Source organism: Streptomyces sp. NPDC093252, assembly GCF_040683675.1.
Classification (GTDB): domain Bacteria; phylum Actinomycetota; class Actinomycetes; order Streptomycetales; family Streptomycetaceae; genus Streptomyces.
Map to the genome: position 1 here is coordinate 124,486 of NZ_JBFBEM010000002.1, position 25,420 is coordinate 149,905.

Annotated in this window: 20 protein-coding genes, 1 other RNA gene and 4 pseudogenes; 11 read left to right on the forward strand and 14 right to left on the reverse strand. The window is 73.6% G+C overall.

All coding sequences use genetic code 11. The features are described 5' to 3' along the window. Positions 1–11: 11 nt before the first annotated feature. The 4 genes and pseudogenes from AB0O01_RS03735 to AB0O01_RS03750 all read right to left on the reverse strand — a co-directional run bounded on the left by AB0O01_RS03735 (position 12) and on the right by AB0O01_RS03750 (position 2,601). Complete coding sequence (locus AB0O01_RS03735) at positions 12–281, reverse strand: hypothetical protein (protein ID WP_365310696.1); 270 nt, start codon at positions 279–281, stop codon at positions 12–14. Positions 282–456: 175 nt separating this feature from the next. Then, positions 457–859, reverse strand: an RNA gene (gene rnpB, locus AB0O01_RS03740) — RNase P RNA component class A. Positions 860–926: 67 nt separating this feature from the next. Next, positions 927–1,757: pseudogene (locus AB0O01_RS03745) on the reverse strand (DMT family transporter); the annotation flags it as partial. Positions 1,758–1,779: 22 nt separating this feature from the next. Then, positions 1,780–2,601, reverse strand: coding sequence for an AraC family transcriptional regulator (locus AB0O01_RS03750; RefSeq protein WP_365310698.1), 822 nt, complete (start codon positions 2,599–2,601; stop codon positions 1,780–1,782). 199 nt (positions 2,602–2,800) lie between these two features. Between AB0O01_RS03750 and AB0O01_RS03755 the strand changes: the two genes are divergently transcribed. The 3 genes from AB0O01_RS03755 to eda all read left to right on the forward strand — a co-directional run bounded on the left by AB0O01_RS03755 (position 2,801) and on the right by eda (position 5,218). Continuing rightward, on the forward strand, positions 2,801–3,568 hold the full coding sequence (locus AB0O01_RS03755) for a MerR family transcriptional regulator (protein ID WP_365310700.1): 768 nt from the start codon (positions 2,801–2,803) through the stop codon (positions 3,566–3,568). 114 nt (positions 3,569–3,682) lie between these two features. Then, positions 3,683–4,468: a peroxide stress protein YaaA gene (gene yaaA / locus AB0O01_RS03760; protein ID WP_365310702.1), complete on the forward strand. Its 786-nt coding sequence runs from the start codon at positions 3,683–3,685 to the stop codon at positions 4,466–4,468. 111 nt (positions 4,469–4,579) lie between these two features. After that, positions 4,580–5,218: a bifunctional 4-hydroxy-2-oxoglutarate aldolase/2-dehydro-3-deoxy-phosphogluconate aldolase gene (gene eda / locus AB0O01_RS03765; protein WP_365310704.1), complete on the forward strand. Its 639-nt coding sequence runs from the start codon at positions 4,580–4,582 to the stop codon at positions 5,216–5,218. Between the two features lie 51 nt (positions 5,219–5,269). Here eda and AB0O01_RS03770 read toward each other — a convergent pair. The 3 genes and pseudogenes from AB0O01_RS03770 to AB0O01_RS03780 form a co-directional block, all read right to left on the reverse strand. Further along, positions 5,270–5,959 (reverse strand): annotated as a pseudogene (locus AB0O01_RS03770) (histidine phosphatase family protein); the annotation flags it as partial. Positions 5,960–6,200: 241 nt separating this feature from the next. Continuing rightward, a complete protein-coding gene (locus tag AB0O01_RS03775) occupies positions 6,201–6,944 on the reverse strand; it encodes a C4-type zinc ribbon domain-containing protein (protein ID WP_365311225.1) in 744 nt (247 codons plus the stop codon). Beyond that, positions 6,941–7,792: a Nif3-like dinuclear metal center hexameric protein gene (locus AB0O01_RS03780; protein ID WP_365310706.1), complete on the reverse strand. Its 852-nt coding sequence runs from the start codon at positions 7,790–7,792 to the stop codon at positions 6,941–6,943. The genes AB0O01_RS03775 and AB0O01_RS03780 overlap by 4 nt, the downstream gene beginning before the upstream one ends. A gap of 198 nt (positions 7,793–7,990) precedes the next feature. Between AB0O01_RS03780 and AB0O01_RS03785 the strand changes: the two genes are divergently transcribed. Together AB0O01_RS03785 and AB0O01_RS03790 are read left to right on the forward strand one after the other, a co-directional pair. Continuing rightward, positions 7,991–9,355: a hypothetical protein gene (locus AB0O01_RS03785; protein ID WP_365310708.1), complete on the forward strand. Its 1,365-nt coding sequence runs from the start codon at positions 7,991–7,993 to the stop codon at positions 9,353–9,355. 158 nt (positions 9,356–9,513) lie between these two features. Next, positions 9,514–9,672, forward strand: a complete 159-nt coding sequence (locus AB0O01_RS03790; protein ID WP_365310710.1) for a hypothetical protein — start codon at positions 9,514–9,516, stop codon at positions 9,670–9,672. 78 nt (positions 9,673–9,750) lie between these two features. On the opposite strand, the pseudogene AB0O01_RS03795 reads toward AB0O01_RS03790, so the two are convergent. Beyond that, positions 9,751–10,635 (reverse strand): annotated as a pseudogene (locus AB0O01_RS03795) (SDR family NAD(P)-dependent oxidoreductase); the annotation flags it as partial. A 226-nt stretch (positions 10,636–10,861) separates the two neighbouring features. Beyond that, on the reverse strand, positions 10,862–11,722 hold the full coding sequence (locus tag AB0O01_RS03800; protein ID WP_365310712.1) for a MaoC/PaaZ C-terminal domain-containing protein: 861 nt from the start codon (positions 11,720–11,722) through the stop codon (positions 10,862–10,864). Positions 11,723–11,992: 270 nt separating this feature from the next. Here AB0O01_RS03800 and AB0O01_RS03805 point away from each other — a divergent pair, with 270 nt between their 5' ends. After that, positions 11,993–13,291, forward strand: coding sequence for a sensor histidine kinase (locus AB0O01_RS03805; protein ID WP_365310714.1), 1,299 nt, complete (start codon positions 11,993–11,995; stop codon positions 13,289–13,291). Beyond that, positions 13,281–13,913: a response regulator transcription factor gene (locus AB0O01_RS03810; protein WP_365311226.1), complete on the forward strand. Its 633-nt coding sequence runs from the start codon at positions 13,281–13,283 to the stop codon at positions 13,911–13,913. Before AB0O01_RS03805 ends, AB0O01_RS03810 begins: the two co-directional genes overlap by 11 nt. A gap of 134 nt (positions 13,914–14,047) precedes the next feature. On the opposite strand, the gene AB0O01_RS03815 is transcribed toward AB0O01_RS03810, so the two are convergent. Beyond that, positions 14,048–15,358: a hypothetical protein gene (locus AB0O01_RS03815; protein ID WP_365310716.1), complete on the reverse strand. Its 1,311-nt coding sequence runs from the start codon at positions 15,356–15,358 to the stop codon at positions 14,048–14,050. A 164-nt stretch (positions 15,359–15,522) separates the two neighbouring features. After that, positions 15,523–16,985 (reverse strand): annotated as a pseudogene (locus tag AB0O01_RS03820) (DHA2 family efflux MFS transporter permease subunit). A 381-nt stretch (positions 16,986–17,366) separates the two neighbouring features. Between AB0O01_RS03820 and AB0O01_RS03825 the strand changes: the two are divergent. The 4 genes from AB0O01_RS03825 (at position 17,367) to AB0O01_RS03840 (ending at position 21,940) form a co-directional block, all read left to right on the forward strand. After that, entirely contained in the window at positions 17,367–19,106 is a 1,740-nt protein-coding gene (locus tag AB0O01_RS03825) for an MFS transporter (protein ID WP_365310718.1), read from the forward strand. Positions 19,107–19,314: 208 nt separating this feature from the next. Beyond that, positions 19,315–19,968, forward strand: coding sequence for a class I SAM-dependent methyltransferase (locus tag AB0O01_RS03830; RefSeq protein ID WP_365310720.1), 654 nt, complete (start codon positions 19,315–19,317; stop codon positions 19,966–19,968). An 88-nt stretch (positions 19,969–20,056) separates the two neighbouring features. Beyond that, complete coding sequence (locus AB0O01_RS03835) at positions 20,057–21,004, forward strand: N-acetylmuramoyl-L-alanine amidase (RefSeq protein ID WP_365310722.1); 948 nt, start codon at positions 20,057–20,059, stop codon at positions 21,002–21,004. A 159-nt stretch (positions 21,005–21,163) separates the two neighbouring features. Continuing rightward, positions 21,164–21,940: a hypothetical protein gene (locus AB0O01_RS03840; RefSeq protein ID WP_365310724.1), complete on the forward strand. Its 777-nt coding sequence runs from the start codon at positions 21,164–21,166 to the stop codon at positions 21,938–21,940. 83 nt (positions 21,941–22,023) lie between these two features. On the opposite strand, the gene AB0O01_RS03845 is transcribed toward AB0O01_RS03840, so the two are convergent. The 3 genes from AB0O01_RS03845 to AB0O01_RS03855 are packed head-to-tail and all read right to left on the reverse strand — an operon-like array spanning position 22,024 to position 25,225. Then, positions 22,024–23,103 (reverse strand): prenyltransferase, encoded by a 1,080-nt coding sequence (locus AB0O01_RS03845; protein WP_365310726.1) that lies wholly within the window; start codon positions 23,101–23,103, stop codon positions 22,024–22,026. Beyond that, complete coding sequence (locus AB0O01_RS03850) at positions 23,100–23,834, reverse strand: methyltransferase domain-containing protein (protein ID WP_365310728.1); 735 nt, start codon at positions 23,832–23,834, stop codon at positions 23,100–23,102. Before AB0O01_RS03850 ends, AB0O01_RS03845 begins: the two co-directional genes overlap by 4 nt. Continuing rightward, positions 23,828–25,225: a glycosyltransferase family 4 protein gene (locus AB0O01_RS03855; RefSeq protein WP_365310730.1), complete on the reverse strand. Its 1,398-nt coding sequence runs from the start codon at positions 25,223–25,225 to the stop codon at positions 23,828–23,830. Before AB0O01_RS03855 ends, AB0O01_RS03850 begins: the two co-directional genes overlap by 7 nt. Positions 25,226–25,420 lie beyond the last annotated feature (195 nt).

Genomic DNA, 25,420 nt, shown 5'->3' on the forward strand with positions numbered 1-25,420 from the left:
CGGTCCGTGGACTACGCATCGGGGAGGTCCTGCTTCGCCGCGGCGGCCGTCCTGCGGGGGATGATCACGATCCGCTCGTCCGCGTCGACGGCGAGCCCGGGGGGCAGGTGGGCCAGATAGGCATCGGTGAGGTCACGCCCCACGACGGCGATGTCGCCGTTCTCCAGTTCCCAGATGTCCGGGCATCCGGCCTCACCGCCCGTGGTTCCCAGTTCGGCGGGCGACCTGCCCAGGCGGCGCACCAGGGGTGACGAGGGATCGGCTTCCCAGCCTCGCGTCATCGCAGACCTCCGTTCGGTTTCGTCCGAAGGTAACCGAGATCACAACTGACGCAAGATCAGATAGCGATTTCCGGCCAGGTGGAGGATTTCAGGTGGAGGATTCCGGGTGGGGATCCGGTGGGGGATGAGGGACGCGCCGGGCGTGGGCTCGGGGGGCGGCGGAACCGGGTGGTGGCAGACGAGCAGGGCTGTACGCCGGGTTCTGTGCCCCGGTACCTCGCGGTCGCCGGGGTGACGGCCATCCATCTAGGGCCGGTGTTGCCACCGGCCTCGTGCGGTCTACCCGCGGACTCGGGCGGGCCGCCCTCGGTCGTCCGCGCAGAGCGCGTTTCACGGCGCTCCTCTTGACCTTGCTCCAGGTGGGGTTTACCTAGCTGCCCAGGTCACCCTGGGCACTGGTGGTCTCTTACACCACCGTTTCACCCTTACCCGGTGCCGAAGCGCCGGGCGGTCTGTTTTCTGTGGCACTGTCCCGCGGGTCACCCCGGGTGGCCGTTAGCCACCACCCTGCCCTGTGGAGCCCGGACGTTCCTCGGGGAGATCCACAAGAACCTCCACGCGGCCGTCCGCCCGGCTCGTCTGCCGTGTGGACCATGGTAGCCGCCCGCGCGGGCGGCTCGGGCCCGCCGCCGTGGCCAGCACCGATCCGGCCAGGATCAGGGTGAAGGCCAGCAGGACGGTGAGGGTGAGTTCCTCGTCCAGGAAGAGGGCGCCCGCCGCCACCGCGACCGCCGGATTGACATAGGTGATGACCGTGGCGCGGGTCGGGCCCGCCTCCTTGATCAGTTCCAGGAAGGCGACGAAGGCGATGGCCGTGCAGATCACGCCCAGGGCGGCCAGGGAGATGAGGACGTCGATAGGGGGGAGGTGGTCGGGGCGGGTCAGGGCGGCCGCGGGGGCGTAGACCAGGGCGGCGAGGGCCAGGCAGGGGGCCGTGAGGTGGAGGGAGGGGACGTCGCGGAGGTGGCGGGCCGCTATCAGGGGGGCCGTGGCGTAGCCGAGGACCGTGAGGAGCACCTCGGCGAGGGAGCGGGCGTCGCCGCCGGTCAGATGCGGGGCGGTGAGGACGCCCACGCCCGCCAGGCCCAGGGCCAGGCCCGTCACCCGGCGCGGGCCCAGGTGTTCCTCGGCGCCGAAGAAGCGGGCGAGGGCCACGCCGACGATGGGTACGCCCGCTATCAGGAGGCCCGCCATCGAGCTGGAGAGGTGGCGTTCCGCGTCCGTCAGGGTCCACCACGGGCCGATGACCTCGATGCACGCGAAGGCCAGCATCGGTTTCCAGTGGCGGCGGACCGTCCGCCCCATCCCGCCCTGCCGGAGCGCGAACGGGAGCAGCAGCGCCGCGCCCAGCGCGCAGCGGACGAAGACGACGAAGGAGGGGGTGAGGTCCGCTTCCACCGCCACTTTGATCAGGAGGTACGGGATGCCCCAGATCACTCCCATGAGAGCGAAGAGCAGCCAGGCGCGTGCAGTCATGGGGGGAGTGTCGGGCGGCTGGTCAGCGGGTGTCTTGAACGCTGTTGCGGTACGCCGCCGGGGTCACCCCGAGCACCCGCCGGAACCAGCGCGTCAGATGCGCCTGGTCCGCGAAGCCGACCAGCCCCGCCACCTCCGCCGGACGCAGCCCGCTCTCCAGCAGCACCCGCGCCCTGCCCACCCGGTACTGGGCCAGCCAGGCGTACGGCGGGAGTCCCATGGCCGTGCGGAACGCCCGGAGCAGTTGATAGCGGGACATGTCGAGGTCGGTCGCCAGGTCGGCGAGGGACGGTGGGGCGAGGAGGTCGTCGGCGAGGCGGTCGCGGACGGCGGCGGCCACCGCGGTCGCGCCGGGGATCCGGGACGGCTGGGGGCGGGCGGTGGAGTGGCGGTGGGTGAGGGCGGTCAGCAGCCAGGGCAGGCGGGACTCCGTCTCCAGGGGGTCGGGGCAGGCCGTGAGGTCGGTGTGGGCCAGGCGCAGGGCGCGGGAGAGTTCGGGATCGTCGGCCAGGACCGCGCAGCCGAAATCGGGGAGGACCGTGCCGAGCACGCCGTCGGTCAGGAGGGACGGCGGTGCGTACAGGGCCCGGTAGGCGTATCCGGCGCAGCCCGCCGGGCCGCCGGTGTGGGTCTCGCCGGGGGCCAGCACCACGATCGAGCCGGGGCCGGAGACGACCCGGCCGCCGCGGTAGTCGATGATCTCCCGCCCGCCGACCGTCACGCCGATCGTGTACTCCTCGTGCGTGTGCGGGGCGTAGACATGGCGGTCGAAGGACGCCGTCAGCAGATGCAGCGCCGGTCCCCCGCGGCCGAGTCTCGCTCTGGCCCAGCGTGCTTCTTCCATTCGTTCCGGTTCCCCCTGGCCATGTTGTGGGCAACTTGTGGGCATCATCTTGTGGGCTTGCGCGGCGGGTGGGTACGGGGTCCGGGGTCGTCCGTCCGTCCTGCTCCTCGTCCCACATTCGTCCAACGCCGGACGGTCCTCGGGTCTTCCGTCCCTCTCCGCTTGACCCTGCCGTGGCGTCAGCGTCTGTACTGGGGTCATGCGGATCGGAGAACTCGCCGCGACCGTCGGGGTCACCACCCGGACCGTCCGGCACTACCACCACCTCGGCCTGCTGCCCGAGCCCGAGCGGCTGGCGAACGGCTACCGGAGCTACGCCCTGCGGCATGTCGTCGTGCTGGCCCGGATCAGGCGGCTGACCGAGCTGGGGCTCGGCCTCGCCGAGGTGCGGGACGTCCTCGCGGACGACGCCGGGCGGGACCTGGCCGAGGTGCTGGGGGAGCTGGACGCGGACCTCGCCCGGCAGGAGGCCGCGCTGCGGGAGCGGCGGGCCCAACTGCGCGCACTGCTGGCCCACGGTGAGCTGTCCGCCGACGGGCCGGTCTCCCCGGAGCTGGCGGAGCTGTTCGCGGGGATGGCACAGGTGCCCGACTCCCCCATGGCCGCCCGGGACCGGGAGATCTTCACGCTGCTGGAGAGCACGGCCGGGCCCGAGGACCGGCGGCGCATCCATGCCGCGCTGACCGCCGCGTTCGCCCGGCCGGAGGCGGTCGCCCGGGTCACCCGCGCCTACGCCCTGCTCGACGCGCTCGCCGACGCCGGTCCGGACGACCCCCGGGTCGAGGAGGCCGCCCGGGTGCTCGCCGACTGTCTGCCACCGGGGCTGATCCCGGACGCGGGTCTGCCAGCCGAGTCGGAGCACGGCTTCCTGCGGGCCTTCCTCTCGGACTTCCCGCCCGGCCAGGCGGCGGCGATCCGGCTGGCCATGCGTTATGTCGTGGAAGGGGGGGTGAGGGGAGGGGGGTGAGGGGGAGGGGGGTGGAGGGGCCCGGCGCCGTACGCTGGCCCGGGCGTCGTCACGCCGGCGCCGGGCGTCGTCGTGGGCGGGGCCGGAACGGAACGGAACGAAGGAGACATCACCGTGCTCGTGCTGCTGCCGCCGTCCGAGGGCAAGGCCGCCTCTTCCGGTCGCGGTGCTCCGCTCAAGCCCGAGGGGCTCGCCCTGCCGGGGCTCGCGTCCGCCCGGGAAGCGGTGCTGTCGGAGCTGGTGGAGCTGTGCGCGGCCGACGAGGACAAGGCCGCCGAGGTGCTCGGACTGAGTGCGGGGCTGCGCGGCGAGATCGCCAAGAACGCCGGGCTGCGCACGGCCGGCACCCGCCCGGCCGGGGACATCTACACCGGTGTGCTCTACGACGCCCTGGACCTGGCCTCGCTGGACAGTGCCGCCAAGCGGCGGGCGGCGCGGTCGCTGCTGGTGTTCTCGGGGCTGTGGGGTGCGGTTCGGGTGACGGACCGGATTCCGTCCTACCGCTGCTCGATGGGGGTGCGGCTGCCGGGGCTCGGCGCGCTGGCCGGGCACTGGCGGGCGCCGATGGCCGAGGTGCTGCCGGAGATCGCCGGGGACGGGCTGGTGCTGGACCTGCGGTCGGCCGCGTACGCGGCGGCGTGGAAGCCGACCGGCGCGGTCGCGGGCCGTACGGCGACGGTACGGGTGCTGCACGCGCCGACCCGGAAGGTCGTCAGCCACTTCAACAAGGCGACCAAGGGACGGATCGTGCGGAGTCTGCTGGTGGCGGGGGCGGCGCCGCGGCGGCCGGCGGAGCTGGTGGAGGCGTTGCGGGACCTCGGGTATGTGGTGGAGGCGGAGGATCCGGGGGCGGGGGGCCGGGGGTGGGCGGTGGATGTGCTGGTGACCGAGGTGCATTGAGGGGGTGGGTGCGCTGTGCCTGCGCCGCGTTTCGTTCCGCTCCGTTCCGTTCCGTTGCGGAGGGTGCAATGGGCTTTGCGTAGGGTGCATTCGGGCGGCAGGATGGCGCCCATGGTCTCCATGGTCTCCTCTGACGTCTCTGTGCTGGATCTCGCCCCCGTCATCCCCGTGGTCGTCGTGGACGATCCCGCCGACGCCGTGCCGCTCGCCCGTGCCCTGGTCGCCGGGGGGCTGCCCGCGATCGAGGTGACCCTGCGGACGCCGGGCGCGCTGGACGCGATCCGGGCGGTCGCCGCCGAGGTGCCGGACGCGGTGGTCGGCGCCGGGACCGTCATCAGCCCCGGGCAGGTCACGGACGCGGTCGCGGCCGGGGCGCGCTTTCTGGTGAGCCCGGGGTGGACGGACGGGTTGCTGGAGTCGATGCGGGGGTCCGGGGTGCCGTTCCTGCCGGGGGTGTCGACCACGTCCGAGGTGGTGGCGCTGCTGGAGCGGGGGGTGAGTGAGCTGAAGTTCTTCCCCGCGCAGGCGGCGGGCGGCGCGGCGTATCTGAAGTCGCTGTACGGGCCGCTGCCGCAGGCCCGGTTCTGCCCGACCGGCGGGATCGGGGCGGACAGCGCGCCCGGCTATCTGGCGCTGCCCAATGTGGCGTGCGTGGGCGGGAGCTGGATGCTGCCCAGGGACGCGGTGGCGGGCGGGGACTGGGGGCGGATCAGCGCGCTGGCGCGGGAGGCGGCCGGGCTGCGAGCGTGAGCGTGGGCACGGTCGGCTCAGAGGTTCCGCTCAGGGGTCCAGCTCAGGGGTTCAGCTCAGGTGTGAGGTGTCGTTGAAGAGTCTGAGGCCGGAGTTGCCGTCGGAGTAGTGGGTCACGACGGAGAGGGACGCGGCCGAGAGTTCCATCCGGAACATCGACTCCGGTGGGGCGCCGAGCGCGAGCCGGACCAGGGTCTTGATCGGGGTCACATGGGTGACCAGGAGGACCGTACGGCCCGCGTACGCCGCGAGCAGTTTCTCGCGGGTGGCGGCGACGCGGGTCGCGGTGGCCGCGAAGCTCTCGCCGCCGCCGGTGGGGTGTGCCTCCGGGTCGGCCAGCCAGGTGGTGAGGTCGTCGGGGTGGCGCTGCTGGACCTCGGCGAAGGTGAGGCCCTCCCAGGCGCCGAAGTCGGTCTCGCGCAGGCCCTCCTCGATGGTGATGCCGAGGTGGAGGCGGGCGGCGACGGCGGCGGCGGTCTCGCGGGTGCGGGTGAGGGGGGAGGCGATGATCGCGTCGATGGCGCCGATCGCCTCGGACGCGCCGGGCGCCCCGGTCGCCGCGCGGCGGGCCGCGAGGGCGGTGGCGGCGCGGGTCGCCTGGTCGTGGCCGGTGGGGGAGAGGGCCGGGTCGGTGCCGCCGCTGCCGGAGAAGCGCTTCTGGGGGGTGAGGGGGGTTTCTCCGTGGCGGAGGAGGACGAAGGTGGTGGGTGGGCCCAGGTCGGGGGCGCGCCATCCGGGGGTGGTGGTCGCTGTGACGGTGGCGGCCGGTGGGGGCGCATCGGTTGTCGTGGCGGTGGCGGCCGGTGGGGGCTGGTCGCGCAGTTCCCCGCGCCCCTGGGGGGTCGGGGTGGGCGCATCGGCTGTTGTGGCCGTGGCGGCCGGTGGGGGCTGATCGCGCAGTTCCCCGCGCCCCTGGGTGAGGGGTGTCTGTGGTCCGTTGGCCGTCGGGTTCCCCACCGTCGCGCCCCGCCCCGCCCCGGCCCTACAGGCCCGACTCGGAGGTGCGGACCAGGATGCGGCGGCAGTTCTCGCAGCGGACGACCGCGTCGGGGGCCGCGGAGCGGATCGCGTTGATGTCGGTGATCGCCAGTTCCTGGCGGCAGCCCTGGCAGGTGCGCTGGTAGAGCTTGGCCGCGCCGATGCCGCCCTGCTGCTCGCGCAGCTTGTCGTAGAGCTTGAGGAGGTCCGCGGGGATCGTCGCGGCAATGACCCCGCGCTCCTTCGACGCCGAGGCCGCCTCGCCGTCCAGGGACTCGAACGCGGCGTCGCGGCGGGCCGTCGCCTCGTCGATCCGGCCCTGCACCGCACCGGTCCGCTCGGTCAGTTCGGTGACCCGCTCCTGCGCGGACTCCCGGCGCTCCATGACCTCCAGCACCACATCCTCCAGATCGCCCTGGCGCTTGGCGAGGGAGGTGATCTCGCGCTGGAGGTTCTCCAGGTCCTTGGGCGAGGTGACCGCGCCGGAGTCCAGGCGCTGCTGGTCGCGCGCGGCGCGCTGCCGCACCTGGTCGACGTCCTGCTCCGCCTTGGTCTGCTCGCGGGCGCAGTCGCTCTCCTCGGTCTGCGCGGCCACCAGCAGATCCCGGAGCTGGCTGTGGTCCCTGGTCAGCGACTCGATCTCGGCGTGCTCGGGCAGCGACCGCCGCTTGTGGGCGAGCTGCTGGAGACGGACGTCCAGGTCCTGGACGTCGAGGAGTCGGATCTGGTCGGCGAGCGCGGCGTTCAGTTGGGGGCTCCTGAAGAAGAAGGGGCGGAGGGGACGTGGGTGACCCAGGGGTCGGTGACCGTGCGCGAGACATGGACGCGCAGATCCCAGCCGTGCCGGTCGGAGATCTCGTCGAGCTGGGCGGCGGCCAGCTCGCACCAGGGCCACTCGGTGGCCCAGTGCGCCGCGTCGAACAGGGCGAGCGGCGTCTCGGCGCGCGCCTCGGACGCCGGGTGGTGGCGCAGGTCGGCGGTGAGGAAGGCGTCCACCCCGGCGGCGCGCACCCGGTCGAAGAGGCTGTCGCCGGAGCCGCCGCTGACCGCGACCGTGCGCAGCAGGGCGCCGGGGTCGCCGGCCACCCGGATGCCCTGCGCGGTGGCGGGCAGCCGCTCGGCGGCGCGGGCGGCGAACTCGGCGACGGTCAGCGGATGGTCCAGCGCGCAGATCCGGCCGAGTCCGCGGCGGCCCGCCGGGTCGGCGGGGTCCGGCACCAGCGGGCCCACGACCCTGAGGTCCAGCGCGCCCGCGAGGGCGTCGGAGACTCCGGGGTCGGCGCCGTCGGCGTTGGTGTGGGCGACGTGCAGGGCGATGTCGTGCTTGATCAGGGTGTGCACGGCCCGGCCCTTGAAGTGGCTCGCGGCGACCGTCGTCGTCCCCCGCAGATAGAGCGGGTGGTGGGTGACCAGCAGATCGGCGTCCAGCTTCACCGCCTCGTCGACGATCTCCTGGACCGGGTCGACGGCGAACAGGACCCGGGACACCTCCTGGCCGGGGTCGCCCACGACCGTGCCGACCGCGTCCCAGGACTCGGCCCGCTCGGCGGGCCACAGGTTCTCCAGCGCGGCGATGACTTCTGACAGACGGGGCACGCGCCAAGGCTACCTGGCGCTTCCCCCGCCCAGACCCGGTCCCGTACGGCCCGATCCGTACCGAGCACACGGGTCGCCGTCTCCCCGGGCGAACCGCCGTACGGACACCCTTATGTGTGAAGTGGCGGCCCACCGGTCCCCCGACCGTGCGTACGAAACTAGCTTCGTCGGCGGGAAGTGACCGGAGGTGACCGAACGATGACGGCCTGTTCGATCGAGCCCGCCGCGGCGGGCCACGACGACCCCGCGCCCCGGCCGGGCTGTGTGCTCACGGCGGACGGCGCCTACGCGGCCCGCCTCGCCGTCCCGCGCGGGGACGGGGGCGGCGGCGACTCCTGGTTCCCGGAGCGCTGGACCCTGGACGGGCCCGAGCCGTACGCCGTGCCGCTGCCCGGCAACCAGCCCGAGGAGCCCGGTACCGAGGTGCAGCCGATGGGCGACGGACGGGTGCTGATCTGCCGTCCCGCCGACGGCCGGCACTTCTTCTCGCTGCTGTACCCGACGGGGCCCGGCACCGGCGAACTCCCGCTGGGCGCGGTGCAGTGCCCGCCGGGCGCCCGGCTGCGGCTGCTGCCCCCGGCGCCGGGCGGTGCCCACGCCTACGCCCTCGCCGCGGGCCCGGAGTCCAGCACGGTGTGGCTGGTGGCGGGCGGGGCGTTCGGCCCCGAGCATGTCGCCCATGTGCCGGGGCGGTGCGCGGGCGGGGTGTGGCTGGACCGGGCCGGACGGATGCTGGCGCTGGACCGTACCGAGCCGGAGTCGGGGCGGACCAAGGCGGTCGTGGTGGATCTGGGCCGGGGCGGCGAGGTCTCCCCGCTGCTCCAGATCGCGGCGGACAGCGACGACCGGCTGCTGCTCGCCGACCCGGACAGCGGGCTGCTGCTGGTCCGCTCCGACGCCCCCTCCCCCGGCGCCGGGCGGCTGGGCTGGGGGGTGCTCGGCTCGACCCTGCCGGTGCGGTTCCCGGAGTGCCTGCGGGTGGCGGGGTGCGTGGTGACCCCGTTCGCGATCCAGCCGGGGCAGGTGCTGACGCCGGAGAGCTGCGGGGTGGCGCTGCGGATCGAGGGTGCGGGGCGGGCGGGGGGCAGGGGTGGGGGGGAGGGGGGCAGCGGTGGGGGGCCTAGGGGAAGTGGTGGAGGGTCGGGCGGCAGCGGTGGGGGGCCTGGGGGCGGTGGCGGAGGGCCTGGGGGCAGTGGTGGGGGGTCGGGGGACGGCGCCTGGGTGGGGGTGTGGCGTCCGGCGGACCGGCGGCTGCGCCATCTCCCGGCGCCGGAGGGGTGGCTGACCGGGGCCGGGCTGTGGACGCCGGAGGGCGTGCTGCGGCTGCCGTGCGCGACGGAGGCGCTGCCGTGCGGGGTGCGGGGGTGGGCGGCGGAGTGGGAGGAGCCGTGCGGGGCGTCCGGATCGGCAGCGGAGGGGGAAGGGGTCGGGGAAAGGGTCGGGGAAGGGGCGGAGGAAGGAGGGAAGGCACCCGCCGTGCTGCGGCCCGTGCCCCTGCAACAGGCGCCGCTGGCGCGGACGGGGACCCAACCGCCCAACGGCCGTAAAAATTCCACAGTGTGACGTAACCGACCGGTAACCCCTTGCGAAACCTCAAGGTGGTGAAGGGGTGGTAACGAAGTGACTGCGGTTGCGGGGGCGCCTGGGTCCGGGGTATGGGGCGGTGGTTAAACTCGCTGGGCTGTTTGAACGATCATATTTTGACGGGGTGAATTCTTCCGATGAGCGACGCCAGCATGTCCGAGCCGCTGTCCGCCGACGCCGCCGAGGAGGCCGGTCACGGCCGGCACCGGGGTCAGGTCGCCGTCCAGGACGCCGAGTCGGCCCCCAGCGGCCGTCACCGCAAGCCGGAGGACCGGCCGACGGGTACGGCTGCCTGAGAACCGGCCGGCCGGTACGGCTCTTCCTGAGGAGCCGACCGGTACGGCCCCAGCTCCGCCCGACGAGCTGACCGCAGGTCACACCGCTGGGGCGGCAGGTGGTTCGCCGCGCCGCAGCCCCAGCACCTCGACGGCCCCGAAGCTCTCCCCCGCCGGGCGTCCGGCGTAGTGGGGGGGTGAGCAGGGCGGCGAGTTCCTCGTGGGTGAAGGCGTCCCCGGCGCTGCCGAACCGGGCCACCACCCGGGGCCGCTCCATCACCGCGACCATCCCGCCGTGCACCACCGGCAACTGACCCGTGATTCCGAGCGGCGGCCGGGGCCGCGAGATAGCCGACGAGCGGGGCCACATGCTCGGGGGCGAGCGGGTCGGGGCCCCGGTCGGGGCGGGGCAGGGCGGCGAGGACGTCCTCGGTTCATCCGGGTGCGGGCGCGCGGGCAGATGGCGTTCGCGGTGACGCCGTACTCGGCGAGCGCCAGCGCCGTGGAGGTGGTCAGACCGACGATGCCGCCCTTGGCCGCCGCGTAGTTGGGCTGTCCGGCGGAGCCGGCGGGGAACGCCTCCGAGGAGGTGGTCACGATCCGCCCGTACACCGGGCCGCCCGCCGCCTTGGACCGCTCCCGCCAGTGCGCGGCGGCGCACCGGGTGGTGGCGAAGTGCCCTTTGAGGTGGACCCGGATCACCGCGTCCCACTCCGCCTCCGTCATGGCGAAGACCATCCGGTCGCACAGGATCCCGGCGTTGTTGACCAGGATGTCCAGCCGCCCGAACTCCTCGGCGGCCGTGGCCACCAGGTCCTCGGCCCGGTCCAGGTCGGCCACGTCCCCGGTGTGGGCGAGGGCGGTGCCGCCGGCCGCGCGGATCTCGGCGGCGACCGCTTCGGTGGGCGCGGCGGACGCCTCGCCGGTGCCGTCGCGGCCCGGTCTGCCGTGGTCGTTGACGACGACGGCCGCGCCGAGCCGAGCCGGAGGTGGTCGTCCATGGCTCCGGCGCCGACTCGGAGTGGCACAGCCCGGTGGCCCGGACCCGGATCCGCACCCGGCCGGATCCGCACCCGGCCGGGGCCGAGGCCCACCGCCTCGATGTCGTCGACGACCTCCCGCTTGCCCTGTCCTGGCCGATCTCGTGCAGTACGGCTGCGCGCATGGGCGGCTCTCCTTCGGGGTCTGCTGGTGTCGACGTGTCGGTGCCTCAGGTGTGCTGGAGGACGGTGTCGGTGAGGACGGGCGCGTCCCCGCGCTCCACGGCGCCCACCGCGATCCGTACGGTGCCGGGGACCGGCCGCCACATCCGGATCCGGAGGGTCTCGCCCGGGTACACCACCCCCGCGAACCGGGTGGCGTAGGAGCGGACGCGGTCGGGATCGCCGTCCAGGAGGGTGTCGACGACCGCCTTGAGCGCGATGCCGTAGGTGCACAGCCCGTGCAGGATGGGGCGGTGGAAACCGGCGGTCCGGGCGACGTCGGGGTCGGCGTGCAACGGGTTCCAGTCGCCGGAGAGCCGGTACAGCAGCGCCTGGTCCTCCCTGACCGGCCGCTCGACGGTGCGCTCCGGCTCCCCGGCGGGCGGTTCCGGCCGGGCACGGGGCCCCCGGTCCCCGCCCCACCCGCCTTCACCGCGTACGAAGATCTGGGCGTCGTCGGTCCACAGCGGGCCGTCGCGGTCGGCCGCCTCGGTGCGCAGGACGAGGACGGCGGCGCTGCCCTTGTCCCAGACGGCGGCGAGGCGGCGGGAGGTGGTGGCGGTGCCCTCGGCGGGGATCGGGCGGTGGAGCCGGAGGTGCTGGCCGCCGTGCAGCACCCGGGCGAGTTCGACCTCGACGCCGGGCAGGGAGAGCCCGCCGATGACGCCGGGGGCGCCCGCGCCCGCGACGGTGGCGAAACCGGGCAGCACCCGCAGCTTGGACTCCAGGGTGTAGCGGAGTTCGGCGGGGTCGGTGGCGGGAACTCCGGCGCCGATGCCGAGGTGGTAGAGGAGGACGTCCTTGCGGGTCCAGCCGATCTCGCCGGTCCGGGGTTCGGCGGCGAGCGCCTTGGCTGCGTCGATGGGCATGGGGCTCCTGGGGAGGGAGAGGGTGAGGCTGCGTTCCAGTCATCCGGCACCGGATCCAGATCACTAGAACGCGTTCCATTCGCGGTGAACCCCTGTATAGCCGGGCCCCGTGGGGTTGGAGTCGGGAAGAGTCCTGACGGTATGTCAGATATGACGCCCCACCCGGGACATTCGTCCCGGCCGATCGCGTACGAACGTGCCTGTCGCGCCCCGGGACCCACTTCCTACGCTGGGCGCGGCGGCCTCGGAGCCACCGGAGGGAGCACGCACATGACCCGGACGGACCGGCAGGACGAGGGTGCCGACGGAGAGACCGGCGCGAGCGGGGAGTGTGATGCGCCCGGTCCGCCCGCCAGCGGGTACTCCCTGCTGCCCTGGCTGCTGCTCGGTCTGGGCGCCTTCGCCACCCTCTTCCAGGGCCGCACCGGCAGCCCCTGGATCGGCGGGCTGGGCCTGCTCACCTTCAACTCCCTCTATATCTACGTCGTCTTCCGCTCGTTCGTCCCCGAGGCCCGGCGGGCGGCGCCGACTCGGGTGGCGCTGGCCCTGATGACCGTCCTGACCTGCGCGCTCGCCGCCGGGTACGGCGGCTACTGGCTGCTCTTCTTCCCGCTGCTGGGCCTCGCGGTGGGCGCGGCGGCCCGTGGGCCCCGGCTCGGCCGGACCGCCCTCGGGGTGACCCTGCTCGCCGGGGTGACGGCCTGGTACCGGGAGAACTGGGGCGGGCTGGACATCGCGTACGCCACCTTCATGTCGACCATGGTGACCGCCGCGCTCCTCTCCCTCTCGGAGGCGGTACGGGACCTGCGGGCGGCCCGGGAGGAACTGGCGCGGCGGGCCGTGGAGCGGGAGCGGCTGCGGTTCTCGCGCGATCTGCACGATCTGCTGGGGCACACGCTGTCGGTGATCGTCGTGAAGTCGGAGGCGGCCCGGCGGCTGGCGCCCCGGGACCTGGACGCGGCCCTCGGCCAGATCGGCGACATCGAGTCGGTGGGGCGGCAGGCGCTGACGGAGATCAGGGAGGCGGTCACCGGGTACCGGGAGGGCGGTCTCGCCGAGGAACTGGACCGCGCCCGCTCGGCGCTGACGGCCGCCGGGGTCCGGCCCGAGGTGCGCCGCGCGGGTCCCCCGCTCCCGGCCCGCGCCGAGATCCTCTTCGGGTGGGTGGTCCGGGAGGCGGTCACCAACGTGATCCGGCACAGCGGTGCGCGTCACTGCGAGATCGTGCTGACGGGCGCGGGCGGGGAGGCCGGGGGGCGGGCGCGGCTGCGGGTGGCGGACGACGGGCGGGGTCCGGTCCCCGGCGCGTCGTCCGGTCACGCCGGGGACTCCGACCCGACCCGGACCGGTACCGGTCTGCGGGGGCTCACCGAGCGGCTCGCGGCGGCCGGGGGCTCGCTCACCGCGGGTCCGGGCGCGGCGGGTGAGCGGGGCCGGGGCGGGGGGTGGGTGGTGACGGTGGAGCTGCCCTTGACGGAGAACGGGCCTCCCCCGGCCGGGGCGCGGGCCGAACCGCCCGTCACCGGCCCGGCGGTCCTACGCTTGGCCCGTGAACGAGATGCCCCGTGAGCACCGGCCCGCGAAATCCATCCGGGTGCTCCTCGCCGAGGACCAGACCATGCTGCGCGGCGCTCTCGCCCTGCTCCTGGGGATGGAGCGGGACATGGAGGTGGTCGCGCAGGTGGCGGCGGGGGACGCGATCGTGGACGCGGCGCTGCTGCACCGGCCCGATGTGGCGCTGCTCGACATCGAGTTGCCCGGCATCAGCGGGCTGGACGCGGCGGCGGAGCTGCGGGCGCAGGCGCCGGACTGCCGGGTGCTGATCCTGACGACGTTCGGGCGGCCGGGGTATCTGCGCCGGGCGATGGAGGCCGGGGCCGCCGGTTTCCTGGTGAAGGACGGTCCGGTGGAGGAGCTGGCCCAGGCGATCCGCCGGGTGTTGACCGGGGAGACGGTGATCGATCCGGCGCTCGCGGCGGCGGCACTCGGCGCCGGGCCCGATCCGCTGACCGCGCGGGAGCGCGAGGTGCTCAGGGCGTCGGCGGGCGGGGCGACGGTCGCGGATGTGGCGGCGCGGCTGCATCTGTCGGAGTCGACCGTCCGCAACCACCTCTCCTCGGCCATCGGCAAAACAGCCACCCGAAACCGCACCGAGGCCCTGAGAGAGGCCCACCACCAGGGCTGGCTGTAACCCCGCGAGCTTCGCCCCGCCGATGACTTCCCGGGTGCCGACCGGGGCGACCGGGGCCAGGGCCTTGAGCATCCCGGTGCGCGGGGCGGCTTCTTTCAAGAGCCCGCAGCTCGGCACGCTCCAAGGCTCGGCGATCAGGGTGATGCGCCGGTGTCGTTCCGGCCGGGTTTCGGTTCGGGCATGCGCAGGTAGAGGTTGCCCAGTACCTTTCCGGCTTGGAGCCAGCCGATCTCCTGCGCCTCCAGCGCGGCGATCGCTTCCTCCTCGTCGGCGAACTCGCGGTCGAGCCGGGCGCCCTGGTATCCGGTCGCCCAGTGGCTGCCCCACACTCCGACCGCTGCCTCGCCGCTGTACTTGCGCATGACGGAGCCGCGTCCGGGGTCCGACCAGATCGGAACCCGCCGGAACGACCGCGGCAGGGAGGCGGCGAAGTCCTCGACCAGTCCGGCGGCTTCCCCGGCTGTCGGCGGGGACAGCCAGACCGAGTAGTCCATCTCGGCCTGCCCGCGAGACGGGTAGTAGGTGCCCCCCACGAGCAGCACATGACGCCCGTAGCGCTGGGCCGCCCGGTAGGTGTGCTTGCCGGAGAAGGCCACCACCCGCTGGTCGCATCCGGTCGCGTCGGCGACGAAATCGGCATCGCTTCCGGGATTCAGAGTGACCGGCACGGGCGGTGCGGTGATGGACCGGCCGTCGAACACGATCACACTTGAGCGAAACAGGTCGATGTACCAGACCCGGTCGGCGCCAAGCTGGGCGAAGAGCCGAGAGCGGGGATGGCGCTGTGCGGTGACCCACGCGACCAGCCTGACGTCCTGCTCCGGCCACTCGGCGGCCGGACCGCCCGCGTCGAGCAGCTCGGCGGCAGCCTGGTCGAAACCGCAGGCGGCGAGCCGGTCCATGTCGCGCACACAGTCCGGGCAGTCGTCGACGCCGCCCTCCATGAACGTGGAGAACCCACGGTGCCTGCGGACCGGCCGGCCGGTCCTGCACCGACGCCACAGCGCATACCAGGCGGCTGCCCGGCCCCGGTCGTACTGACGCACCGCAGCCTCGATGCCGTACCCGAGGATGCTCGCGGCCAGCGTGGAATCGGTCCCCTCCACCCAGCGTTCGACCCAGTGATCGGTGGCCTCCATGACCTCCCGGTCGTTGCGCAGCTCCGTCCGCCGTCCTGCCCTGTACGTCCCGGGCGTTTTACGGATGTCGCACACGTACGTGTGGATGCTGCGCGTCCCGGGCCCGGATCCGGCCCGCAGCCGGGTCATCACCGATCTGTGAAGCTCAGGCGTCCACACCCACTCCGTGCTCACCGGCAGGTGGGCGTCGTCATCGAACAGCGTCTCGACGTAACGGTCCAGATCGCGTGTCGGACCTTCTCCCGGCAGGACGCCCGCGTCGGCGACCGCCGGGGAGACAGGGCCGCCGCCCTCGTGTCGCATCATGCCCAGCACCCTAGGTGCCGTCACTGACACCACCCGCCCCTGAAGCCGGACCATGTCCGGTTCGGGCCACCCACCACCACGGTCACCCGCGCACCCCCCTCACCCCCACCCCCGTGGGCGCCCCACCCCCACCCCCTTGGGCGCCCCACTCAACCCCACCCTGCTCAACCCCGCCCCCGATCACCCCCACCTCCGGAGGAAACCCCCGGCAACCACACCGCCATCACCCCGGCCCCCACCACCAACACCCCCGCACTCACCCGGAACACCAGCGCGTACCCCTCCGTCAGCGCCACCGGATCCGGCGCGGTGGACGCGGCGGTACGGCTCGCGGCCAGCGTGGACATCACGGCGAGCCCGAGGGACCCGCCCATCGTGCGGGACGTGTTGACCAGGCCGGACACCAGCCCGGCCTCCTCCGGCGCGGTGCCGGACGTGGCGAGCGCGGCGAGCGGTGTCGTCGCCAGGCCCGCGCCGAACATCATCAGCAGACCGGGCAGCAGGATCGCGGTGACATAACCGCCGTCCGCCGTCATCTCCGACTGCCAGCCGAACCCGGCCGCCGCGATCAGCACACCGCCCACCGCCACCCGCCGGGCGCCCAGCCGCCGCATCACACTCGGCGCGGCCTTGGAGCCGACGACCACGGCGAGGGAGGTGGGCGCCTGGGCGAGTCCCGCCTCCAGCGGGGTGTAGCCCAGCACGTTCTGGGCGTACAGGGTCATGAAGAACCACATGCAGAACGTGGCGGACCCGGCGATCAGCATCGCCGCGTTCGCCGAGGCCACCGACCGCACCCGGAACAGCGCGAGCGGCATCAGCGGCGCCCGGGTCCGCGCCTCGACCGCCACGAACGCGCCGATCAGCAGCGCCCCGGCGAGCAGCGGGACCACCGACGCCGGTGCCGTCCAGCCCCGCGACTCGGTCTGCACGATCCCGAAGGCGAGGATGGCGAGCCCGGCGGTGACCAGGACCGCGCCCGGCAGATCCAGCCGGCGTCCGCCTCCGGCCCGGCTCTCGGGGAGGCGGCGCAGGGCGAGGGCGAGAAGCACCGCGCCGACGGGGACGTTGATCAGCAGCACCCAGCGCCAGGACAGCCCGTCGACCAGGACACCGCCGACCAGACCCCCGCCGCGCCGCCGACCGCGCCGACCGCCGTCCAGGTGGCCACCGCCCGCGCACGGGCGGCGCCCTCGGGCACGGTGGCGGTGAGGATGGTCAGGGTGGAGGGCGCGAGAACGGCGGCACCGAGACCCTGCGCCGCGCGTGCGACCAGCAACTGCCAGCCCTCCTGGGCGAGCCCCCCGGCGAGCGAGGCCAGGGTGAACACGGCGAGGCCGATCAGGAACATCCGCTTGCGCCCGTACAGGTCGGCGGCCCGGCCGCCCAGCAGCATGAACCCGGCGAAGGCGATGGCGTAGGCGTTGACCACCCACTGGAGTCCCGGGCCGCTCAGTCCCAGGTCGGTGCGCATCGAGGGGAGGGCGACATTGACCACGGACACATCGAGGACGACCAGGAACTGCCCCGCGCAGACCAGCAGCACCACCAGCCAGGTGGGGGGCGCGGCACCACTCCGGCGGGCACCGGATATCGCGGGGAGGCCGGAGGAGACGCCGGAGGACATGTCGGAGGAGGCGGACTGGGACGGGAATTCGGACGGGGACTCGGACGGGGACTCGGTGGGGGCATCGGGCATGGGTGTCATGCTCTCAACCGCCCCACGCTCCTGGCATCGGGTCTGCGTACGACCCTTGTTCCGTCGTGCGACCTACGTCCGCCCCTCCCCCCGACCCCCAAGAGACGTTAAAGAATGTTTAGTGCGCCGAAGCAACGGAATAGTTGCCCAGGGGTACCGGGTTCGGGATACATGTAGATAGCTGCGTACGCATACAGCTCACCGCACCGACGGATCGCCGTACCAACGGATCGCCGCACCGACAGATCAGCGCACCGACAGCTCACCGCATCGACGGATCGCCGCACACCTCGGCCTGGAGGCCCCCGCATGTTGCTCACGACGAAGGACCGGCCCACCCGGAGTGCCGGTGGGACCGTCGTCCCGGTGCTCGCCTTCGCGGGCATCGTTGTCGCGGTGATGCAGACCCTGCTCATCCCGGTCATCAAGGACCTGCCGCGCCTGCTGGACACCTCCCCCAGCAACGCCACCTGGGTACTGACCTCGACCCTGCTGTCCGGTGCCGTCTCGACCCCGATCATGGGACGGCTCGGCGATCTGTACGGCAAGCGGAAGCTCCTCGTCGTCAGTCTGTCCGTGATGGTCGTCGGCGCGTTGGTCAGCGCGTTCAGCAGCGCCCTGCTGCCGATGATCGCCGGGCGCACCCTCCAGGGGTTCGCCATGGGCGCGATCCCCCTCGGCATCGGGCTGATGCGGGACATGCTGCCGCGCGAGCGGCTGGGCTCCGCGATGGCGCTGATGAGTTCCTCGATCGGCGTCGGCGGCGGGCTGGCGCTGCCCGTCGCCGCCCTGGTCGCCCAGCACAGCGACTGGCACGCCCTCTTCTACGGCGCCGCCGGACTCGGTGTCGTCGCCATCGTCCTCACCCTGGTCCTCGTACCCGAGTCGAAGGTGCGTGCCACCGGTACCTTCGATCTGCCCGGCGCGCTCGGGCTGTCCGCCGGGCTGGTGCTGTTCCTGCTGCCGATCACCAAGGGCAGCGACTGGGGCTGGACCTCCGGGCTCACCCTCGGCCTGTTCGCGGGCGCCGCGGTGACCCTGCTGCTGTGGGGGGTGATGGAACTGCGGCTGGCGGCCCCGCTGGTGGATCTGCGGACCACCGCCCGCCCGGCAGTGCTGTTCACCAACCTCGCCTCGATCATGATCGGCGTCTCCTTCTTCGTCGTCTCCCTGGTGCTGCCGCAGCTCCTCCAGCTCCCCACCAGCACCGGCTACGGCCTGGGCCAGTCGATGGTCACCGCCGGTCTGCTGGTCGCCCCGCTCGGGCTGACGATGATGCTGACCGCGCCGGTCTACGCCCGCCTCTCGGCGAAGTACGGCCCCCGCACCACCCTCATCATCGGTCTGCTGGTCATCGGCACCGGCTACGGCGCCGGGCTCGGGCTGATGACCGCCGCCTGGCAGTCGCTCGTCATCTCGGTGCTGCTCGGCGCGGGCATCGGCCTCGCCTACTCCTCGCTGCCCGCGCTGATCATCGGTGCCGTCCCGGCCGAGGAGACCGGCGCGGCCAACGGCCTCAACACCCTGATGCGGTCCATCGGCACCTCGGTGTCGAGCGCCGTCATCGGCATGGTGCTGGCCAACACCTCGAACGTGGTCGGCGGGGTCGCGGTCCCCTCCATGCACGGGTTCCGGCTGTCCTTCCTGATCGCCACCGGCGCGGTCGCCGCCGGGCTGGTCCTCGCCCTGTTCCTGCCGCGCCCGGACCGGGCCGCCTCACAACTGCGCGCCAGCAGCGAGGAGGAGGCCAATCTCGCGCACGCCGAGGAGATGCTGCGCGGCTTCCGGGGCCGGGTGCTGGACGCGGGCGGGGTGCCGGTGCCCCGGGCCCGGGTCACCCTGATCGACCGCCGGGGCCGCCGCGCGGGCGCCACCCTCTCCGCCGAGGACGGCTCCTACGCCCTCACGGTCCCCTCCGGCGGCGCCTACGTCCTCGCCGCCCAGGCCCACGGCCACGCCCCGCTGGCGTCCTCGGCCACCCATCCCGGCGCCCATCGCGCCATCGACCTGGACCTCTCCCTCCCGGACGGCGAGCCGGTCAGCGCGTAGGGGACGGGCCCGGCGCGGGGCTCGCGGGAGGGGTGGGGCACGATGTGGGCCGACCCCGAGCCGGCCCACGGCCCCGGCCCCCGGCCCCCGGCGCCGACCTCGCCCCTGTAGCCGCGCCCGCGCCCGCCCCGACGAGAGGACCCACCCCATGACCAGCCCGGAGCCGACGCCGCAACCGACACCGGAGCCGACGCCGGAATCGACACCCATGGCGGCATCGACCCCGGCGCCCGAGATCCTCGCCGCGTTCGAGGCGGCGAAGGGGTTCATGCCGGTGGACGAGGGCCTCGCCCTGTACGCGGCGGCCCGGACCGCGGGCCTGCTCGGGCTGCCGCTGCTGGAGATCGGCACCTACTGCGGGCGCTCCACCCTCCTGCTCGCCGACGCGGCCCGCGCGTCCGGGGTCACCGCGCTGACCGTCGACCACCACCGGGGCAGCGAGGAGCAGCAGCCCGGCTGGGACTACCACGACCCCGGGACGGTCGATCCGGAACTGGGCGTGATGGACACCCTGCCGGAGTTCCGCCGCACCCTGCACCGGGCCGGGCTGGAGGACCGGGTGGTCGCCCTGGTCGGCCGCTCCCCCGTGATCGCCCGGCTCTGGACGGCCCCCCTCGGCCTGGTCTTCGTCGACGGCGGCCACACCGACGAGCACGCGAACGCCGACTACGAGGGCTGGGCGCCCCGGATCGCGGACGGCGGCCTCCTCGTCCTGCACGATGTCTTCCCGGACCCGGTGGACGAGTTCACCGGCCAGGCGCCCCACCGCGTCCATCTGCGCGCCCTGGCGTCGGGCGCCTTCACGCAGGTGTCGGCGACGGGTTCGCTGCGGGTGCTGCGCCGGACCGGACCGGGTGTTTGAGAGCCGTACACCGGGGTCACGGACATGACCCGTTCGCCCGTGTGGTGAATCCCGGGTCGCCGGGTTGACGGCGGTTAGGGTGTCACGCGTGTCCAACTCAGGCCCGGATGTCGAACCGTCCCCCACCGGCCGTCCGCGCGGCGGCGTGACCGCCGTCGCCCTCGCCGCGCTGGTGCCGGGGGCACTGATCGGATGGCTGGTGTACGAGGCGGCGGGCGGCAGCGGCGGCGGCTCCGCCGAGGGGGCCGCCGGGAGCAGCGCGAGCAGCGCAAGCCGCCCGGCCGCAGCGCCCCCGGCGTCCTCCGAACCCCCGGCCGCCGACGACAGAAAGCCCGCCGCCTCTCCGTCCGTCTCCGTCGGCGACGCGCTCCAGGGCAAGGTCGTCGTGATCGACCCGGGGCACAACCCGGGGAACTTCCAGCACACCGCCGAGATCAACCGCAAGGTGGACATCGGTTCGGCGATGAAGGAGTGCGACGCCACCGGCACCTCCACCAACGACGGTTATCTGGAGGCCCGGTTCACCCTGGACGTGGCGCACCGGCTGCGCGATCTGCTCACCGCGCAGGGCGCGACGGTGAAGCTGACGCACGACGCCGACCGCCCGTTCGGCCCGTGCATCGACGAGCGGGCCCGGATCGGCAACGAGGCGAAGGCGGACGCCGTCGTCTCGGTCCACGCCGACGGGGTCGGCGCGGGCAACCGCGGCTTCCACATGATCCTGCCCGGCGCCGTCACCGCGGGCGCCGCCGACACCCGTCCGATCCTCGCCCCCTCCCGCGACCTGGGCGAACGCATCGCGGACGGTTTCGCCCGGGAGACCGGCAGCGCGCCCTCCAACTACGTCGGCGGCGGCACCGGCCTGGTCACCCGTACCGACCTCGGCGGTCTCAATCTCTCAACGGTTCCCAAGGTGTTCATCGAGTGCGGCAACATGCGCGACGGCACGGACGCCGCACTGCTCACCAGCGGCGACTGGCGGCAGCGGGCCGCGAAGGGAATCTCTGAGGGAATCGTGAGTTTCCTGCGCGGGTAGTGATCTACGCCCTGTTCGGGGCGGACAGTCCGATCTCCGTGGGGGTAGGGTCCCTACGATGAGGGCCACCCCCGCGCTCGCACCGGTCCCCTACGGCGGCATGGTGACAGCGACGCCTCCAGCAGTGCCGATGCAGAGACGACTGACGAAGGACCTGAAGTGAATATCCGCTCCCTCACTAGAGGCGACGGCGTGGTGATCGGAGCAGCGGTACTGCTGTTCATCGCGTCGCTCCTCGATGTCACCGGATGCGACGGCCCCGAAGCCGTGTGCGACTCGCTGGAGACGAACGCCTGGGGCCTGAGCCTCGGCCTCGGTCTCGGCACCTACATGCTCGGCGTGGTCGGTGCGGTGCTGGTCGTGCTGGCCCGGCTCGCCCCGCAGCCCCGCAAGATCGCCGGTCTCGACCTCGGCCAGGCCGGTACCGTGCTGGCGGTCGCCGCCGCCTGGTCGCTGCTGTGGTGGACGCTGGACGCCGAGAGCGTCGGTGTCGGTCTCATCCTCGGTCTGATCGCCGCGCTGCTGCTGGCGGGCGGTGCCGTCGCCGCGCCGCTGGTCCCCGCGCTCAAGACCGCCCTGGTCCCGGCGCCCCGCCCGGCCGCCCCGCAGCCCTACGGGGGTCAGCCGCAGGGTGGTTACGGCTACCCCGGCGCCCAGCAGCAGCAACCGCCGGCGTTCGGCGGGCAGCAGCCGCAGGGGTCGTTCGGCGGGCAGGCCCCGGCCACGCCTCCGGCCGCCGACTTCTCCCCGTTCTGGTTCGCGGTGCCGGTGGCGCGTCCGCTGTTCGCGGAGGACGGTTCGCCCAACCCGATCGCCGAACTGGCGCCGGGCACCTGGTACCTGGCCGTCGAGCAGCGCGGCCCGGCCCTGGTCGCGCAGACCCAGGACGGCCGCCGGGGCGTCCTCCAGGACACCAGCGGCATCCAGCGCGGCTGACCGCCCCCGCGTTCAACGGCCCCCCGCCCTTCCGGGCGGGGGGCCGTTGCCATACAGCCACCCCAACCGAACCCCCCACCCCCCTAGGCACCGCCCCCGCAGCACTCCGCATCCAACCCCAACGGCAACCACCGCCCCCCGAACACCGCACAGGTCGCCTCATCACCCCCCAACGCCGCCACCGCCAGCAACAACGCCCCCGCCGTCCACGTCGTCAGCTCCCGCGGCCACACCGCGTCGTCGTCGAAGACATACCCCGTCCAGTACAGCCCGGACTCCGGCTCGCGCAGATGACGGATGGACTTCAGCACCTCCAGCGCCCGGTCCGACTCCCCCGTCACCCACAGGGTGAGCGCCAGTTCGGCCGACTCCCCGCCCGTCACCCAGGGATTGGGCACCACGCACCGCACCCCCAGCCCCGGTACCACGAACCGCTCCCACCCCTCCGCGATCCGCGCCTGTGCCTCCGTGCCGGTCAGGGCGCCGCCCAGCACCGGGTAGTACCAGTCCATGGAGTAGCGGCCCTTGTCCAGGAACCGTTCCGGATGGCGCCGGATGGCATGGCGGAGCATCCCGGCCGCGAGTTCCCAGTCGGGCTGGGGCTCCTCCCGCTGTTCGGCGATGGCGAGCGCGCAGCGCAGGGCGTGGTGGATGGAGGAGGAGCCGGTGAGGAGGGCGTCCGCCGTCGCGGTGCCGTCGTCCTCGCGGCGCCAGCCGATCTGGCCGCCGGGCTGCTGGAGGCGCAGGACCCATTCGACGGCGGCGTGCACCACCGGCCACATCCGGTCCAGGAACGGATCGTCGCCGGTGGCGAGGTAGTGGTGCCAGACGCCTACGGCGACATAGGCGACGAAGTTGGACTCGCGGCCCCGGTCGGTGACCCGGTGGGCGTCGCCGTCGGCGTAGGCGGCGTACCAGGAGCCGTCGTCGTTCTGGTGGGCGGCGAGCCAGTGGTAGGCGCGCTCGGCGGCCTCGTGCTCACCGGCCGCGTCGAGGGCCATCGCGGCCTCGACATGGTCCCAGGGGTCGAGATGGTGGCCGCGGAACCAGGGGATCGCCCCGTCGGCGCGCTGGATCGAGCGCAGTGCGGCGACGGTGGCGGCGGCCTGCCCGGCGGTGAGGACCCCGGGCAGGACGAGGTGCTCGGTGCGGGGTGTGGTCACTGGGCGTCCGCCGGGGGGAGATGGGGCTTGGTCGCGTAGGCCACGAAGCTCTTGCCGATCAGCGGGTTGAGCGCCTGCTCGGCGACCCGGGTGGCCAGGGGCTTCTTCATGATGTCCCAGACCAGCAGCTTGTGGTAGGCGCGGACCGGCAGCGCCTTGTCGTTGTCGACGCCGAAGGCGCACTTCAGCCACCAGTAGGGGCTGTGCAGGGCGTGGGCGTGGTGGCTGCCGTAGGGCCTGAGGCCGGACTCGCGGATGCGGGTGAGGAGTTCGTCGGCGCGGTAGATGCGGATGTGGCCGCCCTCGACCTCGTGGTAGGCGTCGGAGAGGGCCCAGCAGACCTTCTCGGGGCCGTAGCGGGGCACGGTGACGGCGATCCGGCCGCCGGGGCGGAGCACCCGGACCATCTCGGCGAGGACCCCCTTGTCGTCGGGGATGTGCTCCATCACCTCGGAGATGATGACGACATCGAAGGAGCCGTCGGGGAAGGGCAGGGCGAGGGCGTCGCCCTCCAGGGCCGTCGCGGTGGCGCCCTCGGGGGCCTCCCCGGCCTCCTTCATCGCGGCGAACCAGCGGGCGACCTCGCGGATCTCCTCCCCGTTGCGGTCCAGCGCGACGACCCGGGCGCCGCGCCGGTAGCACTCGAAGGCGTGCCGTCCGGCACCGCAGCCGAGGTCCAGGACCCGGTCGCCGGGGGCGATCGGGAACCGGGAGAAGTCGACGGTCAGCACGTGGCCCTGCTTTCGCGATCGGAGGTGACCGGGTGCCGGGCGACGGCCTCCCGGTAGTGGGCGACGGTGCCCTCGGCGGCACGGGCCCAGGTGAAGTGCCGCAGCACCCGGGCGCGTCCGGCGCCGCCGAGCCGGGCACGGAGTTCCGGGTCGCCGAGGAGACGGCCGAGCCCGGCGGCGAGGGCTCCGGCGTCGCCGGGGGGTACGGCGAGGCAGGTCTCGCCGTCGGGTCCGGCGACCTCGGGGATGGCACCGCCGGTCGTGGCGAGCAGCGGCGTCCCGGTGGCCATGGCCTCGGCGGCGGGCAGCGAGAACCCCTCGTAGAGGGAGGGCACGCAGGCGACGGTGGCCGAGCGGATCAGGTCGACGAGTTCCGCGTCGGAGATGCCCTTGACGAACTCGACGGCGCCTTCGAGTCCGTAGCGGGTGAGGGCCCGGGCGACCGGGCCGCCGGTGGGGCGGGTGCCGACGACGACGAGATGGGCGGCGGGGTGTTCGGTGCGGACCTTGGCGAGCGCCTCGACCAGGAAGACGAGGCCCTTGAGGGGGACGTCGGCGCTGGCGGTGGTGACGATCCGGCCGGGGACGCGGGCCACGGACGGGTCGGGGGCGAAGAGGTCGGTGTCGGCGCCGATGTGCACCACATGGATCCGGTCGGGGCGGACCCCGAGGTCGTCGACGATCTCGGCGCGGGAGGTGCCGGAGACGGTGAGGACGGTGGGCAGCCTGCGGGCGACGCGCTTCTGCATCCGGGTGAAGGCGTACCAGCGGCGGACCGACCAGCGCCGCTGCCAGGTGGCGGCGGCGTCGAGTTCGAGGCGCCGGTCGACGGTGATGGGGTGGTGGACGGTGGTGACCAGGGGGGCGCCGAGGTCGCCGAGGAGTCCGTAGCCGAGGGTCTGGTTGTCGTGGACGACGTCGAACCGGCCGCGCCGGGCGCGCAGTTGGCGGCGGGCGCGCAGGGAGAAGGTGAGGGGTTCGGGGAAGCCGCCGGTCCACATGGTGGCGACTTCGAGGGCGTCGATCCAGTCCCGGTACTCGCCGCGGCCCGGGGTGCGGAAGGGGTCGGGCTGGCGGTAGAGGTCGAGGCTCGGGAGCTCGGTGAGACGCAGCCGCCCGCCCTCGGAACCGAGTTCCGGGTCACCCTCGGGCCCGAGCAGGGGGTCACCCTCGGGACCGGGCACCGGGTCGAGCACCGGGTAGGGCTGGGCGCCGATCACCTCGACGCGGTGGCCGAGGCGGGCGAGTTCGCGGCCGAGGTGGCGGACGTAGACGCCCTGGCCGCCGCAGAACGGGTTTCCCTTATAGGTGAGGAGTGCGATGCGCAGCGGTGGCGAGCCGTCAGCCGCAGGACCGTCATGGGCCCTTTTCCGACTGGCCTCAGCGGTCACTCCGGGCCCCCTTCTGCCTGCACGACGGTGAGACTACGACACGGGACGCTAATCTAGAACAAGTTTCAGACTTGATCGTCCGAGAGGCTCCGAATCTACCGGCTGGTAGGGCCGGGGCGGGACGTGGATCAGGTGATTCGCGCCACGGCGGGCAAGATCGACCCCGGTCCTGCCATGCTGTCTGATCGCCCCCAC